At 51.6% G+C, this 11,807-nt stretch carries 10 protein-coding genes; 1 reads left to right on the forward strand and 9 read right to left on the reverse strand.

Features of this window, described 5'->3' with window-relative positions:
• Positions 1 to 50 precede the first annotated feature (50 nt).
• Positions 51 to 1,388: an adenine permease AdeP gene (gene adeP / locus FDW94_RS07750; RefSeq protein ID WP_003827042.1), complete on the reverse strand. Its 1,338-nt coding sequence runs from the start codon at positions 1,386 to 1,388 to the stop codon at positions 51 to 53.
• Between the two features lie 167 nt (positions 1,389 to 1,555).
• Here adeP and yieH point away from each other — a divergent pair, with 167 nt between their 5' ends.
• A complete protein-coding gene (yieH, locus tag FDW94_RS07755; protein WP_003827040.1) occupies positions 1,556 to 2,221 on the forward strand; it encodes a 6-phosphogluconate phosphatase in 666 nt (221 codons plus the stop codon).
• A gap of 121 nt (positions 2,222 to 2,342) precedes the next feature.
• Here the strand turns inward: yieH and phoU are convergent, their stop codons facing one another.
• From phoU to FDW94_RS07795, 8 genes are all read right to left on the reverse strand, one after another.
• On the reverse strand, positions 2,343 to 3,068 hold the full coding sequence (gene phoU / locus FDW94_RS07760; RefSeq protein WP_003023824.1) for a phosphate signaling complex protein PhoU: 726 nt from the start codon (positions 3,066 to 3,068) through the stop codon (positions 2,343 to 2,345).
• Between the two features lie 14 nt (positions 3,069 to 3,082).
• Positions 3,083 to 3,856 carry a phosphate ABC transporter ATP-binding protein PstB gene (pstB, locus tag FDW94_RS07765; RefSeq protein ID WP_003023821.1) on the reverse strand — a complete coding sequence of 258 codons (774 nt, stop codon included), beginning with the start codon at positions 3,854 to 3,856 and terminating at the stop codon, positions 3,083 to 3,085.
• A gap of 46 nt (positions 3,857 to 3,902) precedes the next feature.
• Positions 3,903 to 4,793 carry a phosphate ABC transporter permease PstA gene (pstA, locus tag FDW94_RS07770; RefSeq protein WP_003827037.1) on the reverse strand — a complete coding sequence of 297 codons (891 nt, stop codon included), beginning with the start codon at positions 4,791 to 4,793 and terminating at the stop codon, positions 3,903 to 3,905.
• Entirely contained in the window at positions 4,793 to 5,752 is a 960-nt protein-coding gene (gene pstC, locus FDW94_RS07775) for a phosphate ABC transporter permease PstC (protein WP_008786549.1), read from the reverse strand. The genes pstA and pstC overlap by 1 nt, the downstream gene beginning before the upstream one ends.
• A 143-nt stretch (positions 5,753 to 5,895) precedes the next feature.
• Positions 5,896 to 6,936 carry a phosphate ABC transporter substrate-binding protein PstS gene (pstS, locus tag FDW94_RS07780; protein WP_003827033.1) on the reverse strand — a complete coding sequence of 347 codons (1,041 nt, stop codon included), beginning with the start codon at positions 6,934 to 6,936 and terminating at the stop codon, positions 5,896 to 5,898.
• A gap of 334 nt (positions 6,937 to 7,270) precedes the next feature.
• The gene (gene glmS / locus FDW94_RS07785; protein ID WP_003827031.1) at positions 7,271 to 9,100 is read right to left on the reverse strand and encodes a glutamine--fructose-6-phosphate transaminase (isomerizing); all 1,830 of its coding nucleotides are present in this window, start codon (positions 9,098 to 9,100) and stop codon (positions 7,271 to 7,273) included.
• Positions 9,101 to 9,325: 225 nt separating this feature from the next.
• Positions 9,326 to 10,696: a bifunctional UDP-N-acetylglucosamine diphosphorylase/glucosamine-1-phosphate N-acetyltransferase GlmU gene (gene glmU / locus FDW94_RS07790; RefSeq protein WP_137377422.1), complete on the reverse strand. Its 1,371-nt coding sequence runs from the start codon at positions 10,694 to 10,696 to the stop codon at positions 9,326 to 9,328.
• Positions 10,697 to 11,372: 676 nt separating this feature from the next.
• Positions 11,373 to 11,792, reverse strand: a complete 420-nt coding sequence (locus tag FDW94_RS07795; protein WP_003023809.1) for a F0F1 ATP synthase subunit epsilon — start codon at positions 11,790 to 11,792, stop codon at positions 11,373 to 11,375.
• Positions 11,793 to 11,807 lie beyond the last annotated feature (15 nt).

Raw genomic sequence — 11,807 nt, forward strand, 5'->3', positions numbered from 1 at the left:
AAGCCCGGCGATATGCCGGGCTTGTTGATATATGGGCAAATAAACAGCGATTAGTGCGCGTCGATAAACACAATCTTCAGCACAAACAGCAGCGCGACAATGATGACGCACGGGCTGAGATCGCGGAAACGTCCGGTACCAATCTTCATCACGCAGTAAGAAATAAAGCCCAGCGCAATACCTTCGGTAATTGAGAAGCTAAAGGGCATCATCACGGCGGTAATAAACGCCGGAACCGCTTCTGTCAGGTCATCCCACTTCACGCGCGACAGGCTTGATGTCATCAGGACGCCAACGTAAATCAGCGCACCAGCGGCTGCATAACCCGGTACCATCCCCGCCAGCGGCGACAGGAAGATAACCAGCAGGAACAGCAGGCCAACGACCACGGCGGTCAGACCGGTACGTCCACCGACCGAGACCCCGGAAGAAGATTCGATATACGCAGTAACGGAAGAAGTCCCGATAAACGCCCCGGTAACCGACGACACGCTATCCACATACAGCGCTTGCTTCATGCGCGGGAACTTGCCCTTCGCATCCGCCAGACCGGCTTTATCCGTAACGCCAATCAGCGTACCGGAGGAGTCGAACAGATTAACCAGCATGAACGAGAAAATCACACCCGCCAGGCCAATGTTAAATGAACCGGCCAGGTCGACATGTCCGATAACAGACATCACGCTCGGTGGCGCAGAAACGATACCGTTGTAATGAACATCGCCCAGCATCCAGCCCAGCAGCGTGGTTACGATGATAGAAATCAGCACCGCCGCGTGAATGTTACGTGACGCCAGAATCGCGATGATAAAGAAGCCCAGGATACCGAGCAGTACGCTGTGGGACGTCAGGTTACCGATAGACACCAGCGTGTCTTTGTTGGCGACGATAACACCGGCGTTTTTCAGCCCCATCATGCCGATGAACAGACCAATACCACTGGTGATCCCCACACGCAGGCTAACCGGGATATTGGCAATCATCCAGTAACGAACGCGGAAAATCGTCAGCAGCAGCAGACCAACAGCGCCCCAGAAGATAGCGCCCATACCAATCTGCCATGACAGCCCCATCGCGCCAACGACCACGAAAGCGAAGAATGCGTTCAGGCCCATAGCAGGCGCAAGTGCGACCGGCAGGTTGGCAAACAGGCCCATCAGGATGCTACCAAATGCAGCAATAAGGCAGGTGGTAACAAAGACAGCGCTGGTATCCATGCCAGCCACGCCAAGAATTTGCGGGTTAACAAAAACGATATACACCATCGTCAGGAAGGTCGTTAAACCGGCGATCACTTCGGTCCGTGCCGTCGTGCCATGTTCGCGCAGTTTGAACACGCGTTCCAGCATCCCCTGGCCAGAAGCCTGGGTTGTGTGTTGTTGACTCATTATCAATTTCCGAACAAGGAGGGAAAATTCGTCGCTATCCTATACCAAAATGCGACAATAGGGTTGGGTTATGAGCAACTTTTTTCATTGATTTTGCTTATACGGCAACGATTGCGTCGCCCAATAATGCATTACGAAAACGTTAAACTTGTTAAAACGGAAATGACATGTCCCAGATAGAAGCCGTATTTTTTGACTGTGACGGTACCCTTGTCGACAGTGAAGTGATTTGTTCTCGCGCGTATGTCAGCATGTTCCAGGCGTTTGGCATTACGCTCGATCTTGAAGAAATTTTCAAACGCTTCAAGGGGGTAAAGCTGTACGAGATCATCGACATTATCAACGAAGAGCACGGTGTCGAACTGGCAAAAGCCGATTTAGAACCGGTTTACCGCGCTGAGGTCGCACGTCTGTTCGATACGGAACTGGAGGTGATTGCCGGTGCCAATGCGCTACTGGACAGCATGGCCGTACCAATGTGTGTGGTCTCTAACGGTCCGGTCAGCAAAATGCAGCATTCGCTGGGTAAGCTGGGCATGTTGCACCATTTCCCTGATTTACTGTTCAGCGGCTACGATATTCAGCGTTGGAAGCCCGATCCGGCCCTGATGTTCCATGCGGCGAAAGCGATGGACGTTAACGTTGAGAACTGCATTCTGGTTGATGATTCCAGCGCAGGTGCGCAGGCGGGGATTGCCGCCGGGATGGAAGTGTTCTACTTCTGCGCCGATCCGCATAACAAACCGATCGATCATCCAAAAGTCACGACGTTTACCGATCTGGCACAGTTGCCGGAATTGTGGAAAGCGCGGGGTTGGAATATCGTCGAATAAACAGTAGGCCCGATAAGCAAAGCGCCATCAGGCGAATGGCGCAGAATGCCGGATGCGGCGTAACACCTTATCCGGCCTACAATAGCGACGCCGGGGGATCCCGGCGCACGCAACAAGCTGCTTATTCCTTCGGATCTTTGCCCGCCAGCAGCTTATCCAGCTCATCGCCGCCCACATGACGGAAGTCCTGTCCCTTCACGAAGTAGAAGATGTATTCGCAGATATTCTGGCAGCGGTCACCGATACGTTCGATGGAACGTGCGCAGAACAGCGCGGTCAGCACGCTTGGAATGGTACGTGGGTCTTCCATCATATAAGTCATCAGCTGACGCACGATGCCTTCATATTCCTGGTCAACTTTCTTATCTTCGCGATAAATACGCACTGCTTCGTCCAGATCCATACGCGCAAACGCATCCAGCACGTCATGCAGCATTTGTACGGTGTGGCGGCCCAGTGATTCCAGGCTTACCAGCAGAGGCTGGTGCTGTTGCGAGAACTTCTCCAGCGCGGTACGGCAAATTTTGTCCGCCACGTCGCCAATACGTTCCAGCTCAGCGATGGTTTTGATAATCGCCATCACCAGACGCAGGTCGCTCGCTGTCGGTTGACGCTTGGCGATGATACGCACGCAGGCTTCGTCGATCGCCACTTCCATCATGTTGACGTTCTTATCGCCTTCAATGACGCGTTTTGCCAGCTCGCTGTCCTGGTTGTGCATCGCCGTGATTGCATCAGAAAGCTGCTGCTCGACCATGCCGCCCATGGTCATCACCTGGGTACGGATGCTTTCCAGCTCTGCATTGAACTGGCCGGAAATATGTTTATTAAGGTTAAGGTTATCCACAACAAGCTCCTGAATCAGCCGTAACGACCGGTGATGTAATCTTCAGTTTGTTTCTTCGCGGGCTTGGTGAACAGATCGTCCGTGTTGCTGAACTCAATCAACTCGCCCAGGTACATAAATGCCGTGTGATCGGAACAACGCGCAGCCTGCTGCATGTTGTGGGTAACGATAACGACGGTGTAATCCTCTTTCAGCTCAGTGATCAGCTCTTCGATACGCCCGGTAGAAATAGGGTCGAGCGCTGAACATGGCTCATCAAGCAGAAGCACTTCCGGGCGAATGGCGATACCACGCGCAATACACAGACGCTGCTGCTGACCACCCGAGAGAGAGTACCCGCTCTGGTGTAATTTATCTTTGGTTTCGTTCCACAATGCGGCCTTGGTCAATGCCCACTGCACACGCTCGTCCATATCCGCACGCGAGAGTTTCTCAAACAGACGTACGCCAAAAGCAATGTTGTCGTAGATGGACATCGGGAACGGCGTCGGCTTCTGGAATACCATGCCCACTTTGGCACGCAGCAGAGCGATATCCTGGGTATTGGTGAGAATATTGTCGCCATCCAGCAGGATTTCACCTTCCGCACGCTGCTCCGGGTACAGTTCAAACATTTTGTTGAACGTACGCAGCAGCGTTGATTTACCACAGCCTGACGGCCCGATAAACGCCGTTACCTGGTTTTTAGCAATATCCAGGTTGATGTTCTTCAGGGCATGGAATTTGCCATAGTAGAAGTTCAAATCACGAACCTGAATCTTACCTGGGGCAGTATCAACCATACTCATTTCAATCTCTTCCTCATCCGGCGCCGCATCAGCCACGCCGTAAAAATTAACCGTGTTTCTTCTTCGCGAAAATGACGCGCGCCAGAATGTTCAGCAGCAGTACGCACAAGGTAATAATCAGTACCCCGGCCCAGGCCAGTTGCTGCCACTCAGCAAACGGGCTCATAGCAAACTTAAAGATAGTGACCGGCAGGTTGGCGATAGGCTGCATCATGTCGGTGCTCCAGAACTGATTGGAGAGCGACGTAAACAGCAGCGGAGCCGTTTCACCTGCGATACGAGCAATCGCTAACAGAACGCCTGTAATGATCCCCGAGACAGACGCCTTCAGGGTGATCGCAGAAATCATCTTCCATTTCGGCGTACCCAGTGCATAGGCGGCTTCACGCAGGCTATCCGGCACCAGCTTGAGCATGTTCTCCGTGGTACGAATAACAATGGGCACCTGCAGCAGCGCCAGCGCGATAACGCCCGCCCAGCCAGAGAAGTGTTCCATTTTTGCTACCACAATGGTGTAAACGAACAGACCGACCACGATTGATGGCGCAGACAGCAGAATGTCATTGATAAAGCGGATAACCTCAGCCAGCCAGGACTTACGTCCGTACTCTGCCAGGTAGATACCCGCCATAATGCCAAGCGGTGTACCAAACACGGTCGCCCACAGAATTAACAGTCCGCTACCGGCCAGGGCGTTCGCCAGACCACCACCCGCTGTATTCGGCGGAGGCGTCATTTCGGTGAACAGCGCCAGCGACATACCGTCAATACCACGGGTGATCGTGGACATCAGGATCCAAATGAGCCAGAACAGACCGAACGCCATGGTCGCCATAGAGAGCGTCAGCGCGATGCGGTTCTTCAGACGGCGACGTGCCTGCATTTTACGGCGGGACTCCGCCAGCGCAGTGGTGTTTTGCATTTCAAGCGTAGCCATTAGCGTGCCCCCTCGTTCTTCGCAAGGCGCATGATCATGAACTTAGACGCCGCCAGTACGATGAAGGTGATCACAAACAGAATCAGACCCAGTTCCATCAACGCAGCAACGTGCAGGCCAGATTCCGCTTCGGCAAATTCATTCGCCAGCGCAGAGGTAATACTGTTGCCCGGCATGTACAGCGAGGCACTATCGAGCTGGTAGGTGTTACCAATGATAAAGGTGACCGCCATGGTTTCACCCAGCGCGCGGCCCAGACCCAGCATCACACCGCCGATCACACCATTTTTGGTGAACGGCAGGACGATACGCCAGATAACTTCCCAGGTGGTACAGCCGATGCCGTAGGCTGACTCTTTCATAAGCACCGGCGTTTGTTCGAACACATCACGCATAACCGCAGCAATGTACGGAATGATCATGATAGCGAGGATCACACCAGCCGCCAGAATACCGATACCAAACGCCGGGCCAGCGAACAGTGCGCCAACAAACGGAATGTTGGAAAGGATGTTTCCGACCGGCTCCTGGAAGTACGTCGCAAACAGCGGGGCAAAGATAAACAGGCCCCACATGCCGTATACGATACTCGGAATTGCTGCCAGCAGTTCAATAGCGATACCCAACGGGCGACGCAGCCAGCCAGGTGCAAGTTCAGTCAGGAACAGCGCAATGCCGAAACTCACCGGAACAGCAATCAGCAATGCAATAAATGAGGTGACCAGCGTACCGTAAATCGGTACCAGCGCGCCGTAGATATCGTTCGGCGCATCCCAGTCTTTGGTCCACAAAAAGGAGAAACCAAATTTCTGAATGCTTGGCCAGGAGGAGATAACCAGAGAGACAATAATGCCACCCAACATCAATAGCACAATCAGCGCAGCCAGTTTTACCAGCGCGCTGAATATCATGTCACCCTTTTTACCCGGTGGGTTAAAAGCAGGCTTGGTTGCAGCCATAAATCACTCTTTAAGTTAAACGCGTTTACGAAATTGCCCTGCCGGATGGCGCTACGCTTATCCAGCCTACAAATTGGGCCTACAGTCGGAACTGTAGGGCGGATAAGCGTAGCGCCATCCGCCAACTCGTTAAAGATATTCTATTAGTACAGCGCTTTACCGCTGCTGTCTTTCACGTTGGTCTTCCATGCAGCACGAATCTGCTCAACCACGCTGTCCGGCAGGCTGGCGTAATCCAGGTCATTAGCCTGTTTGCCACCATTTTTGTATGCCCAGTCGAAGAATTTCAGCACTTCAACGCCCTGCTCAGGCTTCTTCTGCTCTTTATGGACCAGGATGAAGGTGGTGGAAGTGATTGGCCACGCATCGTCACCTTTCTGGTTAGTCAGATCCTGAGCGAAGGTTTTGCTCCAGTCAGCGCCTTTAGCGGCGTTGGCAAAGTTTTCTTCGGTCGGGCTTACCGGTTTACCATCAGCAGAGACCAGCTTGGTGTACGCCAGGTTGTTCTGCTTAGCGTAAGCATACTCAACGTAACCGATAGATCCCGGCAGACGCTGTACGAACGCGGCGATACCGTCGTTACCTTTACCGCCCAGACCGGTCGGCCAGTTAACGGTAGAGCCGGAACCAATTTTAGATTTCCACTCTTCGTTCACTTTCGCCAGGTAGCTAGTGAAGACGAAGGAAGTACCAGAACCATCAGCGCGACGCACAACAGCGATATTTTGCGAAGGCAGCTTCAGACCTGGGTTCAGTTTGGTGATGGCTTCGTCATCCCACTTCTTAATTTTACCGAGGTAGATGTCGCCCAGCGTTTTACCGTCAAGCACCAGCTCGCCGGATTTCAGTCCAGGGATATTCACCGCCAGCACCACACCGCCGATAACGGTCGGGAACTGGAACAGGCCTTCTTGTGCCAGTTTCTCGTCAGACAGCGGGGCATCAGAAGCGCCGAAATCAACGGTATTGGCCGTAATTTGTTTTACGCCACCGGAGGAGCCGATACCCTGGTAGTTTACTTTGCTACCGGTCTCTTTCTGATAGGTATCTGCCCATTTGGCATACACTGGCGCAGGGAAGGTTGCACCTGCACCTGTCAGGCTCGCTGCTGCAAACGCAGAGAACGCGCTCATGGATAAGGTCGCGGCGACAACAGTTGCGACAGTGGTACGCATAACTTTCATAATGTCTCCTGCACGGTTTTCGTAAATCGTTGTTTGAGTTGCTACTGTGAGCAAAATAGGACAAACAGGTGACAGTTAAATGTACGAAATATGACAGTTTTATGACAATGAAAAATACGGGAAGTTATTTATCTAAAAATACATTTAAAACAAAACGTTAATCATTACTATGACAATAACATTTCGCTAAAATTTTCTTCTTATGACACTGCAAACAGTAGCTGAAGATGACGGTTTGTCACATAAAACAGGCGGGATAATTGATTAAAAACAGAACAAGTTTAAAAAAATGCCCCGCTCATAGCAGGGCATTTTCAGTTCAGTTAGATACGGATTACTCTACGGTAACCGACTTCGCCAGGTTACGCGGCTGATCCACGTCGGTGCCTTTAATCAGTGCCACATGATACGCCAGCAGCTGCAGCGGAACGGTATAGAAGATCGGTGCAATCACCTCTTCCACATGCGGCATCTCAATGATGTGCATATTTTCGCTGCTGGTAAAGCCAGCATCCTGGTCAGCAAAGACGTACAGTTGACCACCACGGGCGCGAACTTCTTCAATGTTGGACTTCAGTTTTTCCAGCAGTTCGTTGTTCGGCGCAACCACGATAACCGGCATATCGGCATCAATCAGCGCCAGCGGACCGTGTTTCAGTTCGCCTGCGGCATATGCTTCAGCGTGAATATACGAGATCTCTTTCAGCTTCAGTGCGCCTTCCAGCGCAATCGGGTACTGATCGCCACGGCCCAGGAACAGCGCATGGTGTTTATCAGAGAAACCTTCAGCCAGAGCGGCAATGCGTTTGTCCTGAGACAGCATCTGCTCAATACGGCTCGGCAGCGCCTGCAGACCGTGAACGATTTCCTGCTCAATAGCCACATCCAGGCCTTTCAGACGAGACAGTTTCGCCACCAGCATCAGCAGAACGGTCAGCTGAGTGGTAAATGCTTTCGTGGAGGCCACGCCGATTTCGGTACCGGCATTGGTCATCATCGCCAGGTCGGATTCGCGCACCAGAGAAGAGCCCGGTACGTTACAAATAGCCAGCGAACCCAGATAGCCCAACTCTTTGGATAAGCGCAGACCCGCCAGGGTATCTGCCGTTTCACCAGACTGGGAAAGGGTGATCATCAGGCTGTTACGACGCACGGCGGATTTGCGATAGCGGAATTCGGAAGCAATTTCGACATCACAAGGAATGCCAGCCAGCGATTCAAACCAGTAGCGGGACACCATACCGGAGTTGTACGACGTACCGCAGGCGATAATCTGGATATGCTCAACCTGAGACAGCAGCTCGTTGGCATGCGAACCCAGCTCGCTTAAATCCACTTCACCGTGGCTGATACGGCCGGTCAGCGTGTTTTTAATTGCGTTCGGCTGTTCGTAGATCTCTTTCTGCATGTAGTGGCGATAAATACCTTTTTCGCCCGCATCGTATTGCAGATTAGATTCGATATCCTGACGTTTCACTTCCGCGCCAGACTTGTCGAAAATAGAGACCGAACGACGGGTTACTTCCGCGATGTCGCCCTCTTCCAGGAAGATGAAGCGACGGGTTACCGGCAGCAGTGCCAGCTGATCGGAAGCGATAAAGTTCTCACCCATACCCAGACCAATCACCAGCGGGCTGCCAGAACGGGCCGCCAGCAGGGTTTCCGGGTTACGGGTATCCATGATCACCGTGCCGTAGGCACCGCGCAGCTGCGGAATAGTGCGCAGCACGGCTTCACGCAGCGTACCACCCTGTTCCAGCTCCCAGTGCACCAGGTGAGCAATCACTTCGGTGTCGGTTTCAGAAACAAAGGTGTAGCCACGCGTTTTCAACAGCTCACGCAGTGGTTCATGGTTTTCAATGATGCCGTTATGCACCACAACAATGTGTTCAGAAACATGGGGATGCGCGTTCGCTTCTGACGGTTCACCGTGTGTCGCCCAGCGGGTGTGAGCAATACCAGTACCACCATGCAGCGGATGTTCTTCCGCAGCAGCAGTCAGCATCTGCACTTTACCCAAACGACGCAGACGGGTCATGTTGCCTTCAGCATCGACAACGGCCAGACCAGCAGAGTCATAACCACGATATTCCAGACGACGTAAACCTTCGAGAAGGATTTCAGCTACATCACGCTGCGCGATAGCGCCAACAATTCCACACATATTTTTTGATTCCGAATTTAGGCATTGTGCCTGTCGTTGTCGGTCAACCTGATACCCGTATTTCGGGCGCCCCGAGCCTTGTAGAGAGTGGGGTTATTTTTATAGGTACTGCTTGTTGAGCGGAGGATTATATTATCCCCTCATCTCTTGTCTGCCTGATGGCGCTCACGCTTATCAGGCCTACAGAACGTCACCGCACGTAGGCCGCCATCCGGCAAAAATAAATTACTTCTTCTTCACCGGACGCTGCCAGCCCTGTTTATGGACCTGAGGTACACGGCTTAATACCAATTCGTTATCGGCGACATTACGCGTTACGGTGGTTCCTGCGGCAATCGTCGCACCTTTACCCACGGTGACAGGTGCCACCAGCTGAGTATCAGAACCCACAAACACATCATCACCAATAATGGTTTTAAACTTATTGGCACCATCGTAGTTGCAGGTGATCGTACCCGCGCCGATATTCACGTTATCGCCAATTTCCGCATCGCCCAGATAGGTCAAATGACCAGCTTTGGAGCCTTTACCCAGACGCGCTTTTTTCATTTCGACGAAGTTACCCACGTGTGCGCCTTCCTGCAGCTCAGCACCCGGGCGCAGACGCGCGAATGGACCGATGGTGCAAGCGGCTTCCAGATGGGCATCTTCCACCACACTGTACGGGCTAAGCTCACAACCCTCACCAATCACGCTGTTTTTGATGATGCAGCCAGCACCAATCTTGACGCGATCCCCAACGGTTACGTTACCTTCAATGATAACGTTAGTATCAATTTCAACATCGCGCCCGTGAATCAGCGTACCGCGAAGATCAAAACGTGCAGGATCGCGCAGCATCACGCCCGCCAGCAGCAGTTTTTCTGCCTGCTCGGACTGATACACACGTTCCAGACGGGATAACTGAAGGCGGTTATTTACCCCTTCCGTTTCACTGATTCGTGCCGGATGTACCGCAGCAATTTCACGTCCTTCCTGATACGCCATCGCGATGATATCGGTGATGTAGTATTCACCCTGCACGTTGTTGTTGGTCAGTTTAGACAGCCAACACTTCATGTCAGCGCCGTTGGCAATCAGAATGCCAGTATTGATTTCCTGGATTTGACGCTGCTCGTCGGTTGCATCTTTATGCTCAACAATGCCAGTAACTTTGCCGTTATCACGGGTAATACGCCCATAGCCGGATGGGTCGTCCAGTTTTACCGTTAACAAACCGATACCGCCCTGCGGTTTGGCTTCACGCAGGCGACGTAAGGTATCGGTAGAGATCAGCGGCACATCGCCATAGAGCATTAAAATGTCTTCGTCATCACTAAAGAATGGCGCCGCCTGCTGCATTGCATGGCCGGTACCCAACTGCTCAGCCTGCAGAACCCAATTCAGATTGCCATCTTTCAGCGTTTGCTTAAGCAGATCGCCACCGTGTCCGTAGACAAGGTGCACATGAGTCGCACCTAATTCATTAGCTGCATCAATGACATGCTGAACCATCGGCTTTCCTGCGAGGGTGTGCAGCACTTTAGGAAGATCGGAATACATACGCGTGCCTTTGCCTGCGGCAAGGATCACAACGCTCATAGCATTATTCAACATACACGTCCTGACTGTAATTTGAGAACGAATTTATACCGTTTCACATTGAAAATACTACATTTTTTTCAGCGTGAAATGGACCGAAGATAAAACGTTCAACAGGGGGGATTCCCCATCTGATAACTCACTATTTTCGTCTATATCTGCGTCTTTTGTCTCCCAAAAACCAGGAGTCTGCTCTTATTAAAGCCTTAGGTTAATGTTTTTGCTATTTTTTTACCGCATGAATAAAGCATTACATCAGCATAGTACGATTTTATTTATGTGATTCAGTGAGAAGCAGAAAAACGGGTTGGGAAAATTGAGGGGAGGAATGATAGAGAACAAATGATACAGCGAAGGAGGAGGGATTTAATGACGATGACGCTAGCTGATAAACCGCATTAAGCTTCGCGCCACAGAGCTGGCGGGGAAAGACTAAAAACTCATATTGCTGAACAGGGCGATGATTTTGTTGATCAATTTCATGTTGGTATCTCTTTTTTTATCTGAGTTCATTATGTGACATACATCACACAAAAAAAGAGTCTACGCCTCATTTTTTAACCAATCAATATTTTTATGATCTAAATCACGAAACAATAAAACTGCTTTTTATTTACATATTTCCTGTAACCAAGCCATAAAAAAAGCCAGCCTGGAAACCAGACTGGCCTTTGTGCTTTTCAAGCCGGTGTTACATCGCTTTTTTGGTCAACTCGATAACGCGCAGTTTCGCGATCGCTTTGGCCAGTTCCGCAGATGCCTGAGCGTAATCCACGTCACCATGAGAGCTCTTGATATGCTCTTCAGCCTTACGCTTCGCTTCCAGGGCTCTCGCTTCATCGAGATCCTGTCCGCGAATCGCGGTATCAGCCAGTACGGTCACGCTGCCAGGCTGCACTTCAAGAATGCCGCCGGACAGATAGATAAACTCTTCATGACCGAACTGTTTAACGATGCGGATCATACCAGGCTTAATGGCGGTGAGCAGCGGGGCGTGACCCGGGAAAATACCCAGTTCACCTTCACTACCCGTTACCTGGATTTTCTCGACCAGACCAGAGAACATTTGTTGCTCTGCGCTGACGACGTCCAGGTGGTAAGTCATTGCCATATCACCCTCCGATTA

Source organism: Citrobacter sp. wls757 (assembly GCF_005280935.1).
GTDB lineage: Bacteria > Pseudomonadota > Gammaproteobacteria > Enterobacterales > Enterobacteriaceae > Citrobacter > Citrobacter portucalensis.

Excerpts from the sequence above, each read along its gene's own strand:
- adeP (WP_003827042.1), bottom strand. The coding sequence starts at position 1,388 with ATGAGTCAACAACACACAACCCAGGCTTCTGGCCAGGGGATGCTGGAA.
- yieH (WP_003827040.1), top strand. The coding sequence starts at position 1,556 with ATGTCCCAGATAGAAGCCGTATTTTTTGACTGTGACGGTACCCTTGTC.
- pstB (WP_003023821.1), bottom strand. The coding sequence starts at position 3,856 with ATGAGTATGGTTGATACTGCCCCAGGTAAGATTCAGGTTCGTGATTTG.
- pstA (WP_003827037.1), bottom strand. The coding sequence starts at position 4,793 with ATGGCTACGCTTGAAATGCAAAACACCACTGCGCTGGCGGAGTCCCGC.
- pstC (WP_008786549.1), bottom strand. The coding sequence starts at position 5,752 with ATGGCTGCAACCAAGCCTGCTTTTAACCCACCGGGTAAAAAGGGTGAC.
- pstS (WP_003827033.1), bottom strand. The coding sequence starts at position 6,936 with ATGAAAGTTATGCGTACCACTGTCGCAACTGTTGTCGCCGCGACCTTA.
- glmS (WP_003827031.1), bottom strand. The coding sequence starts at position 9,100 with ATGTGTGGAATTGTTGGCGCTATCGCGCAGCGTGATGTAGCTGAAATC.
- glmU (WP_137377422.1), bottom strand. The coding sequence starts at position 10,696 with ATGTTGAATAATGCTATGAGCGTTGTGATCCTTGCCGCAGGCAAAGGC.
- FDW94_RS07795 (WP_003023809.1), bottom strand. The coding sequence starts at position 11,792 with ATGGCAATGACTTACCACCTGGACGTCGTCAGCGCAGAGCAACAAATG.